The following is a 14,964-nucleotide window of genomic DNA, read 5'->3' as shown; positions in this document are numbered from 1 at the left end:
CTGCGGCTGGTGGTTTGCGGGGCGATCAGTTGCCTCCCCACCAGTAGACGCAGACGAAGAGGAAGAGCCACACCACGTCGACGAAGTGCCAGTACCAGGCCGCCGCCTCGAAGCCGAAGTGATGGTCCGGCTTGAAGTGGCCGGCATAGGCCCGGAAGAAGCAGACGATCAGGAAGATCGTGCCGACGATGACGTGGAAGCCGTGGAAGCCCGTCGCCATGAAGAAGGTCGAGGCGTAGATCCCATCGGTGAAACCGAAGGCCGCGTGGCCGTACTCGTAGGCCTGAACGCCGGTGAACAGCATGCCCAGCAGGATGGTCAGCGCCAAGCCCTGCAGCAGGCCGTTACGGTCGCCGTGAAGCAGGGCGTGGTGCGCCCAGGTCACGGTGCAGCCGGACAGCAGCAGGATCATGGTGTTGAGGAGAGGCAGGTGGAAGGCGTCGAAGACTTCGACGCCGACCGGCGGCCAGACACCGCCGGTGGCCTCGGTCCGGGCCACCTGCTTGAGCTCGCCCGGAAACAGGCTGGCGTCGAAGAAGGCCCAGAAGAAGGCGGCGAAGAACATCACCTCCGAAGCGATGAAGAGGATCATGCCGTAGCGCAGGCCGAGCTGCACCACCCTGGTGTGATGACCCTGGTGCACCGCTTCCTTGATGACGTCGCGCCACCACAGGAACATGGTCGCCAGCACCAGCAGGACGCCGGCCGGCAGCAACCAGCCGGTGACGTCGTGCATGAACAGCACCATGCCGACGGCAAGCACGCCGCCGGAGACCGCGCCCATGAAAGGCCAGGGGCTCGGATCCACCAGGTGGTAAGGATGGTTCGGTTGGTCGTGGCCAGCACTCATGGTCATTCCCCGCTCTAAATCGCCGTTTTGGCTCCGGCCGGTCCCCTTGACGTTCTCTCGGGAGACCTTTTGTCAAATCCCTCTGCCCGCGACGGCCGAAACCGCCGGCGGGCACTCGCTCGCGCCGCGCCCGCTTCCCGGGCCCGGCAAGAAACTCAAACCTCAGTTCACCGCCGTTTCCCTGGCCGGCGCGCCCTCGCCCCGCGCCGCGCCGGCGGGCGCCTGCAGGTTGCCGAGCTGCCGTTCGGCATCCAGCTCCTTCTGCGCGTCCTCGTCGACGAACATGGTGTAGGACAGGGTGATGGTATCCACTTCGGCCAGGTTCGGGTCTTCCTCGATCGCCGGATCGACGAAGAAGGTGACCGGCATATCGGCTTCCGCGCCGCCGGCCAGCTGCTGCTCGGTGAAGCAGAAACACTCCACCTTGTTGAAGTAGGGCCCAGCCTTCAGCGGCGTCACGTTGAAGGTCGCCGTACCGACGGTGGTGCGCGCCGAAAGGTTGCGGGCGTGGAAGAACGCCAAGCCGGATTCGCCGACCTTCAGGGTCATCTCGCGCTGCACCGGCTGGAAGGCCCAGGGCAGCTTCGGGTCGCGGTCGCTGTTGAAGCGCACGGTGATTACCCGCTCGCCGGTCCGCTCCGGCACCGCGTCTGCGACGCGGGTCGTGCCGCCGAAGCCGGTGACTTGGCAGAAGAGCTGGTAGAGCGGCACGGAGGCGTAGGCCACCCCGATCATGCCGGCGACCACAGCGACCAGGCTCAGCCCCAGCCGCTTGTTCGCCTTCCCACTCTTGTCGCGCCGCGTCATGCTCCTCAGCCTCCGCCCATGCGAATGATCGAGACGATGTAGACCACCACGACGAAGGCCATGAGCGCGGCCAGCAGCGCCCAGTTCTTCTTGCGCTGCCGCCTCTGGCGATCCTTGTCGTCGTTGCCCGCCATCACCATCACCCCGCGAGCCCGAAGAAGCCGCCGGCATAGGCCGCGAGGCCCGGCGCCCGGTCGATGATCAGCAGGGTGAAGAGTACGAAGAGATAGAGGATGGAATAGCCGAAGAGCTGGCGGGCGACACGGTCGCCCTTCTGGTCGTCGGCGCTGCGCAGCACGGCGGCGGCCAGCAGCACGAAGAGCGCGCCCATCGCCGCCGCCACCGCGCCGTAGACGATCCCCGCCGTTCCCAGCACCGCCGGCACGACGCCCAGCGGCGCCAGCAGCAGGCTGTAGGCCATGATCTGGCGCTTGGTCGCCGCGCGCCCGGCGACCACCGGCAGCATCGGCACCTTGGCTTTCGCGTAGTCGCCCTGGCGATAGAGCGCCAAGGCCCAGAAGTGCGGCGGCGTCCAGAAGAAGATCAGAGCGAAGAGCACGAAGGAGTGCAGATCCACGCCGCCGGTCACCGCCGCCCAGCCGATCATCGGCGGAAAAGCACCAGCGGCGCCGCCGATGACGATGTTCTGCGGCGTGCGGCGCTTCAGCCAGATGGTATAGATGAAGACGTAGAAGGCGTTGGCCAGAGCGAGCAGCCCCGCCGCCACCCAGTTCACCGCCACGCCCATCAGCATGACCGAAAAGAGGCTGAGCACGACGCCGAAGGCCAGGGCCTCCTGCGGGGCCATCTTGCCGCGCGGCAGCGGGCGCCCGCGGGTGCGGTCCATTATCGCGTCGATATCGCGCTCGTACCACATATTGATGGCGCCGGCCGCCCCGGCGTTGACCGCGATGCAGAGCACGGCCACCGCCGCCAGGAAGGGATGGATTTCCCCCGGCGCCGCGTAGAGCCCGGCGAAGCCGCTGAAGACCACCAGACTCATCACCCGCGGCTTCAGCAGTGCCAGATAGTCGGAGACCTGAGCGCTGCCGCGGCGCAGCCCCCCGGCATCGCCGGCAAGAGCCGTGCCCTCGGCACCCAGTCGAAGTGAAAGATCACTCACTCAAGTCGTCCTTCGTGCTTGCCCGGAAGCGGCACCATGGAGCCCCCAACGCGCGGTTGCGGGGCTCAGTGGTGACTGCCCCCACTGATCTGCGGCAGGTCGTTGAAGGTGTGGAACGGCGGCGGCGAGGACACGGTCCACTCCAGCGTGGTCGCCCCTTCACCCCAGTAGTTGTCCGCCGTCACCCGGCGGCCGGCGACCATCACATAGATCGTCATGCCGATGAAGAACACGGTCGCGGCAAGGGCGATGTAGGCGCCGTAGGAGGAAACCGCATTCCAGCCGGCAAAGCCGTCGGGATAGTCGATGTAGCGGCGCGGCATCCCCGAGAGCCCCAGGAAGTGCTGCGGGAAGAACGTCAGGTTCACGCCGACGAAGGTGACCCAGAAGTGCAGCTTGCCGGCCCATTCCGGATACTCGCGGCCGGTCATCTTGCCGAACCAGTAGTAGAAGGCGGCGAAGATGCCGAAGACGGCGCCCAGGCTCAGTACGTAGTGGAAATGCGCGACCACGTAGTAGGTGTCGTGCATGGGGATGTCCATGCCCGCATTGGCCAGCACCACGCCGGTCACGCCGCCGACCGTGAAGAGGAAGATGAAGCCCAGCGCCCAGACCATCGGCGTGGTGAAGCGGATCGAGCCGCCCCACATCGTCGCGATCCAGGAGAAGATCTTCACGCCGGTCGGCACCGCAATGACCATGGTGGCGGCGGTGAAGTAGGCCTTGGTGTCGACGTCCAGGCCCACGGCGTACATGTGGTGTGCCCAGACGATGAAGCCGACGAAGCCGATCGACACCATGGCGTAGGCCATGCCCAGGTAACCGAAGACCGGCTTGCGCGAGAAGGTCGACACGATGTGGCTGATAATGCCGAAGGCCGGCAGAATCATGATGTAGACCTCGGGGTGCCCGAAGAACCAGAACAGGTGCTGGAACAGAATCGGGTCGCCGCCGCCGGCCGCCTCGAAGAAATGGGTGCCGAAGTTCCGGTCGGTCAGCAGCATGGTGATGGCACCGCCCAGCACCGGCAGCGAGAGCAGCAGCAGGAAGGCGGTGATCAGGATCGACCAGACGAAGAGCGGCATCTTGTGCAGCGTCATGCCCGGCGCGCGCATGTTGAAGATCGTGGTGATGAAGTTGACGGCACCCAGGATCGACGAGGCGCCGGCCAGGTGCAGCGCGAAGATCGCCATGTCGACGGACATGCCGCCGTGACCCAAGGCACCGGAGAGCGGCGGATAGACCGTCCACCCCGTACCGGCGCCGCCGTCGACGAAGGCCGACCCCAGCAGCAGCAGGAAGGCCGGAACGAGCAGCCAGAAGGAGATGTTGTTCATCCGCGGGAAGGCCATGTCCGGCGCGCCGATCATCAGCGGCACGAACCAGTTGCCGAAGCCGCCGATCAGGGCCGGCATGACCACGAAGAACACCATGATCAGACCGTGCGCCGTGATGATCACGTTCCACAGTTGGCCGTTGGGCTCGCCGCCGGCCAGCAGGTACTGGACGCCGGGCTCCTGCAGTTCCAGGCGCATGATGAAGGAGAAATAGCCGCCGATGAGGCCGGCGATAATGGCGAAGATCAGATAAAGCGTGCCGATGTCCTTGTGGTTGGTCGAACAGAACCAACGCAGGAAGAAACCCGGCTTGTGATCGTGATGCGCGTGCGCTTCGCTGCTGTGAGCCATTTTCGTCTCTTCCCTCACTCGGATGTCACGACGGCGGCGGAGGCCGCGGCGACCTTGACGGTCTCTTGCGTTTCTTGGGGCTGGCCCACCGGCGCGTCGACGCCGGGACCATCGATCTGGGCGAACTCCTCGCGGGCCTTCTCGGTCCAGGTCGCGAACTCGGCCTTGCTGACCATCTTGACCATGATCGGCATGAAGGCGTGGCCGGTGCCGCAGAGCTCGGAGCACTGGCCGTAGAAGGTCTGGCCGGCGTATTCGGCGGGAACGTAGGTCCAGGTCTCGTTGTTGCGCCCCGGCACGGCGTCCAGCTTCAGCCCGAACTGCGGCACCGCGAAGTTATGGATCACGTCGCTGGCGGTCACCAGGATGCGGATGTTGGTGTCGACCGGCAGCACCAGGGCGTTATCGGTCGTCAGCAGGCGCGGCTGGCCGGGCTGCAGGTCTTCCTCGGCGACCATGTAGGCGTCGAAGGTAAAGTTGCCGTGGTCCGGATACTCGTAGGACCAGTACCACTGACGGCCGATGGCCTTCACGGTGATATCGGCGGACTGCACCTGGTCGGCGAAATACAGCAGGCGGAAGGACGGAAAGGCGATGCCGATGAGAATCAGCACCGGGATCACGGTCCAGGCCAGTTCCAGCGTCACGTTGTGAGTGGTCTTGGACGGCGTCGGATTACGCTTCTCGTTGAAGCGGAAGATCACCCAGAGCATCAGGACCAGCACGAAGAGCGTGATCACCGTGATGATGACCAGCAGGATGTTGTGGAAGCTGTGGATGCGTTCCATGACCGGCGTCACGGCATCCTGAAAGCCCAACTGGTAGTTCCGCGGAGTGGCGAGCGCCGTCCCCGCGACCGAGGGGCCAAGCGTGAACAAAAAGGCGGCGGCAAGAACGCCCAGCCGGCTTAGGAATGTCATAGCTGCATTTCCCATCTTTCCTGCAAATCCTGTCGGCCGCCGCCCCTCGTTACGCGTAGCCGCGAAATCAGTCCCCACGGAGGCGAGTCGGCACCAAGGCGAGCGAAAACTATACCAAGCCCCTTGCCTTCACAAGGCCGCGCAAAGCGGCGGCTGGCCAAGGGTTTCGCTGCTCCCGGGCGCGGCCATGATAGCTCAAGGCCGCCGGCCTTTGGGGCGGCGAGACCGCGGGTGCGACCGAATGACGCAACTGGGCCCGCCTTGAAATAGGGCCCGGCGCGCCCCCCGGGGAAAAACGCGGCGAAACCGGGGGCTTCAATCCTTGGCGCGGTCTTCCCGCTCCACGTGACGGCGCAGCCGGCGCAGGCCGAGCCAGATCAGCAGTGCGAGAACCGGAATCGCCGCGCCGGTGGCCAGCTCGGGGCGGACCGGCAAGCCGGCGGCCTTGGCGCCCTTGGCCAGATAGCCGACCAGGCTGGCGACATAGTAGGTAATGGCGGCGATCGACAGACCCTCGACGGTCTGCTGCAGGCGAAGCTGCAGGCGCGCGCGCCGGTTCATGGATTCCAGCAGGTCGCGGTTCTGCGCCTCCAACTGGATGTCGACGCGGGTGCGCAGCAACTGGCTGGCGCGCGCCACCCGCCGCGACAGGGTCTCCAGGCGCTCGCCCACCGCCTCGCAGGTGCGCACGGCCGGGGCCAGGCGGCGGTCGATGAACTCGCCGATGGTCTGCAGCCCCTCGATGCGCTGCTCGCGCAGTTCTTCGACGCGGCGCAGCACCAGGGCGTAGTAGGCCCTGGCGGCGCTGAAACGGTAGTTGGTGGCCGCGGCCACGTCCTCGATCTCCGAGGACAGAACCATCAGCTCGCCCAGCAGCTTGCGCTCGGCCCCCATGCCCTCGATCTCGGTCAGCCGGCCGGTGATGCCGGTCAGCCGCTCGCCGACGGCGGCCAGCCCGGCGCTGTGGCGCTTGGCGGCGGGAAAGGCCAGCAGCGCGGTCATGCGGTAGGTCTCGATCTCCAGCAGCCGCTGCACCAGGCGCCCGGCCTGGCGCGGCTTCAGGGCGCTGTCGCGCAGCAGGATGCGTCCGAAGCCGTCGTCCTGGACGCGGAAGTCCATCCACAGCGTGGCCGCGCCGCCGGAAACCTGGCTGCCGATGATGCTGTCATGGCCGAACAGCGCCTGCAGCGCGGCCGGGTCCGGCTCCGGCGCGTCCTTGGCCAGCAGGTCCAGGTGCACCCCGACCAGCAGCTCCCCGGGCAGCCCGGCGATCCAGTCCCGGGGCACCAGGTCGAGGGCGCGGCCGGCGAAGGGCGCGTCGCCGAAGGGACCGTTGAGGAAGAAGGTGTAGGTCGAGAACTCGGTATGGCGCTCCCACTTCAGGCGGAACGCGCCGAGATCGGCCATGAAGTGGTTGGTGTTCTCCGGCGGCCCGGCGACTCCGCGGCTGCGGCACAGGTCGATGACATGCTGCCGCTCGGCCTTGGCCGCGCCCTCGCCCGAGAGCAGCGCCAGGTGGCTGACGCGCTCGGGCGCCTGCAAGGTGGCGAAGGGGCGCGAATGCACCTCCGCAAGCAGCGCCCCGCGCAGGGGATGGTTCCGCAGCCCCTCGATCATCACCACACCTTCCCCTCCGGCCTCTGGCCCCATAAGCGGCCCGAGGCGTCGAAAAATCCGCCCCTTGGCCCCCTGCGCACCCCCGGCAAGCATGTTAGTCTGGCCCCAACGACCTATATTCAGGCTCATACTACGGCAAGCGAGCCGCGCGACCGACACCCTAACAGAGTATCCGCGACCGCCGCAGGCGGGACGCGGCCTTGGAGGCCCTTCATGACCCACCTCGCCGATACCGACGAGCTTTTCTACGCAAGAGCCGGCCTGGACCGCAACCGCCTGGAAACCCTGGTGAACGACGCCATGACCGGGGCCGACGACGGCGAGCTGTTCCTGGAGTACCGCCAGTCGGAGGCCCTGGCCTTCGACGACGGGCGCCTGAAGTCCGCCTCCTTCGACACCATGCAGGGCTTCGGCCTGCGCGCCATCGCCGGCGAGGCCGCCGGCTACGCCCATGCCAGCGAGCTTTCCGAGGCCGCCATCGCCCGCGCCGCGGAGACCGTGAAGGCGGTGCAGGCCGGCCATTCCGGCGTCATGGCCGAGGGGCCGGGGCGCACCAACCGCATCCTCTACGGCGACGAAAACCCCATCGGCGCGGTGCCCTTCGAGGCCAAGGTGAAGCTGCTGGCCGAGATCGACGCCTACGCCCGCGCCAAGGACCCGCGCGTGAAGCAGGTCAGCGCCTCGCTGGCCGGCGAATGGCAGGCGGTCCAGATCCTGCGCGCCGGCGGCGAGCGCGCCGCCGACATCCGCCCCCTGGTGCGCCTCAACGTCTCCGTCGTCGTCGGCGAAGGCGAGCGCATGGAGGCCGGCGGCCACGGTGGCGGCGGGCGCATCGCCTACGAGGCCCTGCTGGACCCGGCGCACTGGCAGGCCGGGGTCGACGAGGCCCTGCGCCAAGCCCTGGTGAACCTGGACTCCGTCGACACCCCGGCCGGCGAGATGCCGGTGGTCCTGGGCGCCGGCTGGCCCGGCATCCTGCTGCACGAGGCCGTCGGCCACGGCCTGGAGGGCGACTTCAACCGCAAGAAGACCTCGGCCTTCTCCGACCTGCTGGGTCAGCGCGTCGCCTCCCCGGGCGTCACGGTGCTGGACGACGGCACCATGCGGAACCGCCGCGGCTCTCTGACCATCGACGACGAGGGCACGCCCAGCCAGGCCACGGTGCTGATCGAGGACGGCATCCTGCGCGGCTACATGCAGGACCGCCAGAACGCGCGCCTCATGGGCATGCAGCCCACCGGCAACGGCCGGCGCCAGAGCTACGCCCACATCCCCATGCCGCGCATGACCAACACGGTGATGCAGGCCGGCGACAAGGACCCGGCGGAAATCATCGCCTCGGTGAAAAAGGGCCTCTATGCCGTCAACTTCGGCGGCGGCCAGGTCGACATCACCTCCGGCAAGTTCGTCTTCTCCTGCACCGAGGCCTACCTCATCGAGGACGGCAAGGTCGGCGCCCCGGTCAAGGGCGCGACCCTGATCGGCAACGGCCCGGACGTGATGACCAAGGTGAAGATGATCGGCAACGACATGAAGCTGGACGACGGCATCGGCACCTGCGGCAAGGAGGGCCAGGGCGTGCCCGTCGGCGTCGGCCAGCCGACCATGCTGATCGACGCCATCACCGTGGGCGGCACGGCGGCTTAGGCCGCCAAGGAACGGGCATTGGCCTGAGACCGCCCTCCCGGATCCTAGCGCTTCCTCAGATAGACCATGACGCCCAGCACGGCGGCGGTGCCGATCGCCGCCGGGACGATCGCCATCGTCGCCGCATAACTGAGGCTGGACAGGCTGCCCGGCGCCGGGTGCCCGGCCATGAAAGCCAGCAGGAAGAGCAGATAGGCGGTGATGCCGACTTTGCGAGCCCAGTCCATGAGCCAGCGGCGATCCTCGGGTTCCAGGGGCATAAGGCGACCACTTTCCTGCGGATTCCCCAGCGATTCACTGGGGAGCGGCAGTTTAGAGCCCTTTGCCGGCGAATTGAACCGCGCCGCCGCCTCGACCGCGAAGCCGCCTCGCCCGAGGCCGCCGGGCAGTGGGATTCGCGCCGCCGTGAACCCATATAGGGGGCGGACCACGTAGATCTCTCTGCCCCCAACCCGCTGAGGAACGACGGGAGTTCCCGATGCAGCCCGCAGCCCGCCTGACCCGCCGCCGGCCCGGCCCGAAGGGGCCGCTGCTGCCGGCCTGCGCCCTGATCGCCGCCATGGCCGCCACGCTGGGCGCCACAGTGGCCGCCGCCCCCGCCGCCGCTCAATCCTGCACCACCATCGGATCGTCCACCTTCTGCGGCGCGCGCGGCTCCCACAACACGGTCGGCAACACCGTGATCTTCAACAACGGCCCCGCCGGACACCGCATCGGCAGCAGCACCGTGACCAGCACGCCGCCGCGCGCCCAGGTGCTGCGCGGCGCCGAATCGCGCGGCCTGGCGGGCCCGCGCACCTTCACCGGCGTCGGCACCGCCAAGCCCCTGGGCGGCGACCTTTACGAGGCCCGCATCGCCGCGCTGCGCGCCGAGATCCTGGCCATCGAGGCCCAGTACCGGCAGGAGCAGATCGACAGGCTGAACCTGACCCCGGCGCAGAAAGCGGCCGGGACCGACATGCCCCCGGCCCTGGTGCGCGCGCTGCGGCTGGCCCAGGAGGCCCGCGAGAAGGCCGCCGAAGGCAACTAGAGCAGATCAGGGTCGGCTGGAATCGCCGACGGCGATCCACCGGCCCTGCGAATCCGCTCTAAACGTTATGAAATAGATCGGCGCCGCAAAGCCCGCGACCACAGCGCGGGGGCGTTTCTCGGGAGCGCTCTCAACCGACGGCGGCGAAATGCGCCTTAGGCAAACATAAGCCCTTGTTCAGCAGCCCCTATCAAGAAAGATTAGTTGAAACGGCAAGATCGCACGGGGCGCTGCTGGGGTGCATCGCGGGCGGACTGCCTATGACGAGAACAGAGCGCCTGGACGCACGCCCCCTCCGTGTACGACCCCACCGGCAATTCCCCAACCAGCGCAGAGCCGAGTTTCGGGCACATCGCCATCGACGGCATCGAGCCCGAGGCCTTTCGGCAAATCCTGCACGCCTGGCGCGCCCAGCGCGGCGGCGCGGCCTTCCCGCCGGTCGGAAAGATCGACCCCTTCCTGGTGCCGGTCCTGGTGCCCAACCTCATCCTCTACGAGGTGACCGGCGGCGCCATCGTCTTCCGGGTGGTGGGGGAGAATGTCGTGACCGCGACGGGCGGCAGCCTGAAGGGCCGCACCCTCGTCGAGGCCTTCGGCGACACTCCTTACGTCCACATGGTGGAGGGACAGCTGCGCGAGTGCGCGAACAGCGGCGTGCCGCTCTACTCGCGCCACGACTTCCAGCTGCGCGACGAAACCTTTGCCGAGGCTTTCCACAGCCGCAAGGCCTGGCGCATCGCCCTGCCCTACGGCGAAGGCGGCCGCGTGACGCGGCTGCTGTGCTATCAGCTTTTCAGCAAAGAGATCGAAACCCACTTCCGCAAGGACATCGACTTCGGCGCGCTGCTGCCGAAGACCGTCTTCAAGATCGACGTTTGAGGTCCCCCGAGGCCTAGTAGGCGCACTCGGTGAAGACCGGATCGATGGATTCCCGCCAGCGGCCGTGGAAGTCGTCGAGCAGGTATTCGGCGGGCGACTTCTCGCGCTCGACGCGGCTGCGCAGCAGAGAGAGGAAGTGGGTTTCGTCGTCACCCTGCCCGTCCAGCAGGCGGCGCGCCTTCAGGCCCTGCGCGGCGATCTCCACCGCTTGCCGGGCGACGGCGTTCAGCGGCTTGCCGCGGAACGGCGTATGCAGGGCCTGACGCGGCACCTCGTCGCGCAGGTACTGGTGCTCTTCCAGGGTCCAGTCCTTCACCAGGTCCCAGGCCGCGTCCAGCGCGCCCTGATCGTAGAGCAGGCCGACCCAAAGCGCCGGCAGGGCGCAGAGCGACTTCCAGGGACCGCCGTCGGCGCCGCGCATCTCCAGGAATTTCTTGAGGCGCACCTCGGGAAAGAGGGTCGAGAGGTGATCTGCCCAGTCGCCCATCTTCGGCTTCTCGCCGGGCAGGGCCGGCAGCCTGCCGTCCAGAAAATCGCGGAACGACTGGCCCGAGGCGTCGATGTACCTGCCGTCGCGGTAGACGAAGTACATGGGCACGTCGAGCACGTGATCGACGTAGCGCTCGAAGCCCATGCCGTCCTCGAAGACGAAGGGCAGCACGCCGCAGCGGTCGGGGTCGGTGTCGGTCCAGATGTGGCTGCGGAAGCTGAGAAAACCGTTCGGCCGTCCCTCGGTGAAGGGCGAGTTGGCGAAGAGCGCGGTGGCCACCGGCTGCAGGGCGAGGCCGACGCGGAACTTCTTCACCATGTCGGCTTCCGAGGCGAAGTCCAGGTTCACCTGCACCGTGCAGGTCCGCAGCATCATGTCGAGGCCCAGCTTGCCCTTCTTGGGCATGTATTCGCCCATGATCTTGTAGCGCCCCTTGGGCATCCAGGGGATGTCGGCCCGCGCCCACTTGGGATTGAAGCCCAGGCCCATGGCGGCGGCCTTCATCGGCCCCATGACCTGGCGGACCTGATCCAGGTGGGTGTGCACCTCGCTGCAGGTTTCGTGGATGGTCTTCAAGGGCGCGCCCGAGAGTTCCACCTGGCCGCCCGGCTCCAGGGACACGCTGGCGCCGTCCTTGCTCAGCGCGATGACGTTCTCGCCTTCCAGCACCGGCTCCCAGCCGAACCGCTGCAGGCCGTCGAGCAGGGCGCCGATGCCGCGTTCGCCGCCGTAGGGCAGCGGCCGGAGATCGTCGAGGGAGTAGCAGAACTTCTCGTGCTCGGTGCCGATACGCCAATCTTCGGCCGGCTTGCAGCCTGCCTCCAGGTAGGCAATGAGCTGTGCCTTGTCGGTCAGGGTTTCACCCTGGCTTTGCGGAGGAGCGGACATGCCTTGATCCCCTTGGTCCCGGAATCCCGATCCGATGCGCCGCGGTTCCGACACGAACCGCCCCATCGGACGTCTTCTTATGGATTGAAGTCGGCGTCCGCCCCCCGGGCGCCTGGTGTTTCGTAGTCCTAGTTAGCGGTCTGGAGCGGCGGCCCTCTTGCCGGGGCCTGCTGCTTTAAAAGGGGAGTCCGAAGACGCCCTTCAAGTCTATTTGGCCAGGAGGCCTAGTCACCCTCGGGCAGGGGAAAACCCGCCAGCGCCGCCGGCGGCCGCCGGTCCCCGTCGCCGAGCACCGCCTGCCAGCAGGCAATCGCCGCCAAAGCCGCGGTATCGGCACGCAGAATCCGCGGCCCGAGGCCGACGGGGGTAACAAAGGGCAGTTTGCGAAGGGCGTCAAGTTCGCTCTCGGCAAAGCCGCCCTCCGGTCCGGTCATGATCGCCCAGGGTTGGGGCCGGGGCTGCGCGGCGCCGCCGGTCTCGGCGCGAATCGTTTGCAGGGCCTCGACGATCGGCCTGGCCTCACCCCATTCGGCGCAGACCAGGAGGCGACGGCCTTCCGGCCAGGCATCGAGCAGCCGGCCGAAACTTACGGTTTCGCGCACCTCGGGCACCGTCAAGCGCTCGCACTGCTCGGCCGCCTCGCGGGCGTTGGCGGCCAGGCGCTCCTCGTTCACCCTGCTGACCGCGGTGAAGCGGGTCATCACCGGCTGCAGCACGGAACAGCCCAGCTCCGTCGCCTTCTCCGCCATGAAATCGATGCGCGCCCGCTTGATCGGAGCGAAGCACAGCCAGAGGTCGGGCTCCGGCGCCGGCGCGCGGCGCTGCTCCAGCAGGGTGAGCGAGCACCAGCCCTTGCCCAGCCCCTCGATCTCGGCCAGCCATTCGCCGTCGCGGCCATTGAAGACCGCCAGCGTGGCGCCGGGCGTCAGGCGCAGCACCGAGCGCAGGAAATGCGCCTGGCCGTGGTCGAGTCCCAGGCTGCGCTCCGCCGCCAGGGCGTCGTCCACATAGAGCCGGGTGGCTATCTTGGCTGCTGTCGTCATCCCCTCCGAGACCCCGTCTGAACCCTCACCTCTGCGCAAATCGTCTGCGCCGAACGCCTCAACGGCGCCGCCAACTCCTATTGTCGCCCTCGGGCTTGACCCGAGAGTCCAGGGCAAGCGCTTGGTCGCCCGCCCCTGGATCCCGGCTCGCGCTCGCTGCCGCTCACTTGGCCGGGATGACGGCCTGAGCGAACGGCAAAGGCGCGCGAATCGGCCAGGTTGGGATGCGGCGCGACACACGGCTTTTTCCCGCGCCGATTCGCCGGTAAAGATTAGGGTATGAACCATCCCTCTTCCAGTTCGCGGGCCCCGTCCAGCCAGGGCGCCTCGGCCAGCGACATCCGCGCCGACGCCTGGGTGCTGCGCCTCGCCCCGGCCGGCGCGCGCCCCTACCTGCGGCTGGCCCGGCTGGACCGGCCGATCGGCACCTGGCTGCTGCTGTTTCCCGGCTGGTGGGCCATCGCCCTGGGGGACGCTTATGGGGGTGACGCTGCGGCGAACGGCGGGCCGTCATGGTGGCTCTACCTCTACTTCGGCCTCGGCGCGGTGCTGATGCGTTCGGCAGGCTGCGTCGTCAACGACATCCTGGACCGCGACATCGACGGCAAGGTGGCGCGCACCGCCGCCCGGCCGATCCCCGCTGGCGAGGTCAGCTTGACCCAGGCCGGACTCTTCCTGCTGGTTCTGCTGCTGGCCTCCTTCGCCATCCTCGTGCAGATGAACACCCTGACCGTGGCGATGGGCTGCGCCTCCTTGCTGCTGGTCTTCCCCTACCCGCTGATGAAGCGCATCACCTACTGGCCGCAGGCCTGGCTGGGCCTGACCTTCAACTGGGGGGCGCTGATCGGCTGGACGGCGGCGACCGGGACGCTCGCTTGGCCGCCGCTGCTGCTCTATCTCGCGGGCATCGCCTGGACCCTGGGCTACGACACCATCTACGGCCACCAGGACAAGGAGGACGACCTCCTCGTCGGCGTGAAATCCCTGGCCCTGCGCCTCGACGCCTTCGGCAAGCCATGGTTCGCACTGATCTACAGCGTGACGGTGGCGCTGTTCGGAGCGGCCGGCTGGGCGACGGGCCTGCTGTGGCCGTTCTGGATCGGCCTCGCCGCCGTCGCCGCCCAGTTCGCCTGGCAGGTCCGCGACGTCGACCTCGACGACCCGGCGAACTGCCGCGCCAAGTTCAAGTCCAACCGCTTCGTCGGCTGGCTGCTGCTGGCCGGCATCCTGGGCGGCAGCCCCTGGGTCCACGATTGGATTCGGGGCCTCGCCGGATGACCGCCGTCCTGGGCCAAAATCCCGAAGCCTTCATCCGCGCCAACACCCGCCTGGAAGCCCCGCCCCTGGTGCCGGAGGTGCGGCTTCATCTCGCCAGCGAGGTGGTGCCGCTGTGGGAGGCGACGGAGGAGGAACTGGCCGCCAAGGGCCTGCCGCCGCCCTTCTGGGCCTTCGCCTGGGCCGGCGGCCAGGCCTTGGCGCGCTACCTGCTGGACCACCCCGAGGCGGTGCGCGGCAAGCGCGTGCTGGACTTCGCCGCCGGCTCCGGCCTGCAGGGCATCGCCGCCAAGCTGGCCGGGGCGCGCAGCGTCGAGGCTGTCGAGATCGACGGCTTCGCCGCCGCCGCCTGCCGCCTCAACGCCGCCGCCAACGAGGTCGAGATCGCGGTGCGCGAAGAGGACATCGTCGGCAGCCCCAATCCGGAAGCGCCCAAAGCCCATTGGGACGTGGTCCTGGCCGGCGACGTCTGCTACGAGCGCCCGGCAGCCGAGCGCATCGTCGCCTGGCTGCGCGGCCTGGCGGGAGGCGGCTGCCTGGTCCTGCTGGGCGACCCCGGGCGCACCTACCTGCCGCGCCGGGGCCTGGAGCGGATCATCGCCTACGGCGTGAAGACCAGCCGCGAACTGGAGGACAGCGACCTGCGCAACGCGGTGGTCTGGAAGGTGGAGCCCGAAGAAGCGGCGGGTTGAGCCGCCTTTACCCGG

Annotated in this window: 15 protein-coding genes; 5 read left to right on the top strand and 10 right to left on the bottom strand. The window is 68.1% G+C overall.

The window, feature by feature from the left end; translation table 11 throughout:
- Positions 1 to 25: 25 nt before the first annotated feature.
- The 7 genes from AAFN88_RS05985 to AAFN88_RS05955 all read right to left on the bottom strand — a co-directional run bounded on the left by AAFN88_RS05985 (position 26) and on the right by AAFN88_RS05955 (position 7,005).
- Positions 26 to 850 (bottom strand): cytochrome c oxidase subunit 3, encoded by an 825-nt coding sequence (locus AAFN88_RS05985; protein ID WP_347521639.1) that lies wholly within the window; start codon positions 848 to 850, stop codon positions 26 to 28.
- Between the two features lie 162 nt (positions 851 to 1,012).
- Complete coding sequence (locus AAFN88_RS05980) at positions 1,013 to 1,657, bottom strand: cytochrome c oxidase assembly protein (RefSeq protein WP_347519006.1); 645 nt, start codon at positions 1,655 to 1,657, stop codon at positions 1,013 to 1,015.
- A 5-nt stretch (positions 1,658 to 1,662) separates the two neighbouring features.
- On the bottom strand, positions 1,663 to 1,791 hold the full coding sequence (locus AAFN88_RS05975) for a hypothetical protein (RefSeq protein WP_347519004.1): 129 nt from the start codon (positions 1,789 to 1,791) through the stop codon (positions 1,663 to 1,665).
- 5 nt (positions 1,792 to 1,796) lie between these two features.
- On the bottom strand, positions 1,797 to 2,717 hold the full coding sequence (locus AAFN88_RS05970; RefSeq protein WP_347521638.1) for a heme o synthase: 921 nt from the start codon (positions 2,715 to 2,717) through the stop codon (positions 1,797 to 1,799).
- A gap of 128 nt (positions 2,718 to 2,845) precedes the next feature.
- A complete protein-coding gene (ctaD, locus tag AAFN88_RS05965; protein ID WP_347519002.1) occupies positions 2,846 to 4,468 on the bottom strand; it encodes a cytochrome c oxidase subunit I in 1,623 nt (540 codons plus the stop codon).
- A gap of 14 nt (positions 4,469 to 4,482) precedes the next feature.
- On the bottom strand, positions 4,483 to 5,388 hold the full coding sequence (coxB, locus tag AAFN88_RS05960; protein WP_347519000.1) for a cytochrome c oxidase subunit II: 906 nt from the start codon (positions 5,386 to 5,388) through the stop codon (positions 4,483 to 4,485).
- 315 nt (positions 5,389 to 5,703) lie between these two features.
- Complete coding sequence (locus tag AAFN88_RS05955; RefSeq protein WP_347518998.1) at positions 5,704 to 7,005, bottom strand: DUF3422 domain-containing protein; 1,302 nt, start codon at positions 7,003 to 7,005, stop codon at positions 5,704 to 5,706.
- A 213-nt stretch (positions 7,006 to 7,218) separates the two neighbouring features.
- On the opposite strand from AAFN88_RS05955, the gene tldD reads away from it, so the two are divergent.
- Complete coding sequence (gene tldD / locus AAFN88_RS05950; RefSeq protein WP_347518996.1) at positions 7,219 to 8,652, top strand: metalloprotease TldD; 1,434 nt, start codon at positions 7,219 to 7,221, stop codon at positions 8,650 to 8,652.
- A gap of 44 nt (positions 8,653 to 8,696) precedes the next feature.
- On the opposite strand, the gene AAFN88_RS05945 is transcribed toward tldD, so the two are convergent.
- Positions 8,697 to 8,912 (bottom strand): hypothetical protein, encoded by a 216-nt coding sequence (locus tag AAFN88_RS05945; protein WP_347518994.1) that lies wholly within the window; start codon positions 8,910 to 8,912, stop codon positions 8,697 to 8,699.
- Positions 8,913 to 9,130: 218 nt separating this feature from the next.
- Here AAFN88_RS05945 and AAFN88_RS05940 point away from each other — a divergent pair, with 218 nt between their 5' ends.
- Both AAFN88_RS05940 and AAFN88_RS05935 read left to right on the top strand, forming a co-directional pair.
- Positions 9,131 to 9,682: a hypothetical protein gene (locus AAFN88_RS05940; RefSeq protein ID WP_347518992.1), complete on the top strand. Its 552-nt coding sequence runs from the start codon at positions 9,131 to 9,133 to the stop codon at positions 9,680 to 9,682.
- Positions 9,683 to 9,979: 297 nt separating this feature from the next.
- The gene (locus AAFN88_RS05935; RefSeq protein ID WP_347518990.1) at positions 9,980 to 10,561 is read left to right on the top strand and encodes a PAS domain-containing protein; all 582 of its coding nucleotides are present in this window, start codon (positions 9,980 to 9,982) and stop codon (positions 10,559 to 10,561) included.
- 13 nt (positions 10,562 to 10,574) lie between these two features.
- Here the strand turns inward: AAFN88_RS05935 and AAFN88_RS05930 are convergent, their stop codons facing one another.
- Both AAFN88_RS05930 and AAFN88_RS05925 read right to left on the bottom strand, forming a co-directional pair.
- Positions 10,575 to 11,939: a glutamate--cysteine ligase gene (locus AAFN88_RS05930; RefSeq protein WP_347518988.1), complete on the bottom strand. Its 1,365-nt coding sequence runs from the start codon at positions 11,937 to 11,939 to the stop codon at positions 10,575 to 10,577.
- Positions 11,940 to 12,163: 224 nt separating this feature from the next.
- Positions 12,164 to 12,982: a 16S rRNA (uracil(1498)-N(3))-methyltransferase gene (locus AAFN88_RS05925; protein WP_347518986.1), complete on the bottom strand. Its 819-nt coding sequence runs from the start codon at positions 12,980 to 12,982 to the stop codon at positions 12,164 to 12,166.
- 279 nt (positions 12,983 to 13,261) lie between these two features.
- On the opposite strand from AAFN88_RS05925, the gene ubiA reads away from it, so the two are divergent.
- Both ubiA and AAFN88_RS05915 read left to right on the top strand, forming a co-directional pair.
- Positions 13,262 to 14,260: a 4-hydroxybenzoate octaprenyltransferase gene (gene ubiA, locus AAFN88_RS05920; RefSeq protein ID WP_347518984.1), complete on the top strand. Its 999-nt coding sequence runs from the start codon at positions 13,262 to 13,264 to the stop codon at positions 14,258 to 14,260.
- On the top strand, positions 14,257 to 14,949 hold the full coding sequence (locus AAFN88_RS05915) for a 50S ribosomal protein L11 methyltransferase (protein ID WP_347518982.1): 693 nt from the start codon (positions 14,257 to 14,259) through the stop codon (positions 14,947 to 14,949). The genes ubiA and AAFN88_RS05915 overlap by 4 nt, the downstream gene beginning before the upstream one ends.
- Positions 14,950 to 14,964 lie beyond the last annotated feature (15 nt).

This window comes from Pelagibius sp. CAU 1746 (assembly GCF_039839785.1).
Taxonomy (GTDB): domain Bacteria; phylum Pseudomonadota; class Alphaproteobacteria; order Kiloniellales; family Kiloniellaceae; genus Pelagibius.
This window is presented reverse-complemented; position numbering and strand designations above follow the sequence as displayed.

Bases quoted from the DNA above. Each gene is read 5' to 3' on its own strand.
- ctaD (WP_347519002.1), bottom strand. From the start codon at position 4,468: ATGGCTCACAGCAGCGAAGCGCACGCGCATCACGATCACAAGCCGGGT.
- AAFN88_RS05945 (WP_347518994.1), bottom strand. From the start codon at position 8,912: ATGCCCCTGGAACCCGAGGATCGCCGCTGGCTCATGGACTGGGCTCGC.
- ubiA (WP_347518984.1), top strand. From the start codon at position 13,262: ATGAACCATCCCTCTTCCAGTTCGCGGGCCCCGTCCAGCCAGGGCGCC.
- AAFN88_RS05930 (WP_347518988.1), bottom strand. From the start codon at position 11,939: ATGTCCGCTCCTCCGCAAAGCCAGGGTGAAACCCTGACCGACAAGGCA.
- tldD (WP_347518996.1), top strand. From the start codon at position 7,219: ATGACCCACCTCGCCGATACCGACGAGCTTTTCTACGCAAGAGCCGGC.
- AAFN88_RS05975 (WP_347519004.1), bottom strand. From the start codon at position 1,791: ATGGCGGGCAACGACGACAAGGATCGCCAGAGGCGGCAGCGCAAGAAG.
- AAFN88_RS05985 (WP_347521639.1), bottom strand. From the start codon at position 850: ATGAGTGCTGGCCACGACCAACCGAACCATCCTTACCACCTGGTGGAT.
- AAFN88_RS05980 (WP_347519006.1), bottom strand. From the start codon at position 1,657: ATGACGCGGCGCGACAAGAGTGGGAAGGCGAACAAGCGGCTGGGGCTG.
- coxB (WP_347519000.1), bottom strand. From the start codon at position 5,388: ATGACATTCCTAAGCCGGCTGGGCGTTCTTGCCGCCGCCTTTTTGTTC.
- AAFN88_RS05915 (WP_347518982.1), top strand. From the start codon at position 14,257: ATGACCGCCGTCCTGGGCCAAAATCCCGAAGCCTTCATCCGCGCCAAC.
- AAFN88_RS05940 (WP_347518992.1), top strand. From the start codon at position 9,131: ATGCAGCCCGCAGCCCGCCTGACCCGCCGCCGGCCCGGCCCGAAGGGG.
- AAFN88_RS05955 (WP_347518998.1), bottom strand. From the start codon at position 7,005: ATGATCGAGGGGCTGCGGAACCATCCCCTGCGCGGGGCGCTGCTTGCG.
- AAFN88_RS05925 (WP_347518986.1), bottom strand. From the start codon at position 12,982: ATGACGACAGCAGCCAAGATAGCCACCCGGCTCTATGTGGACGACGCC.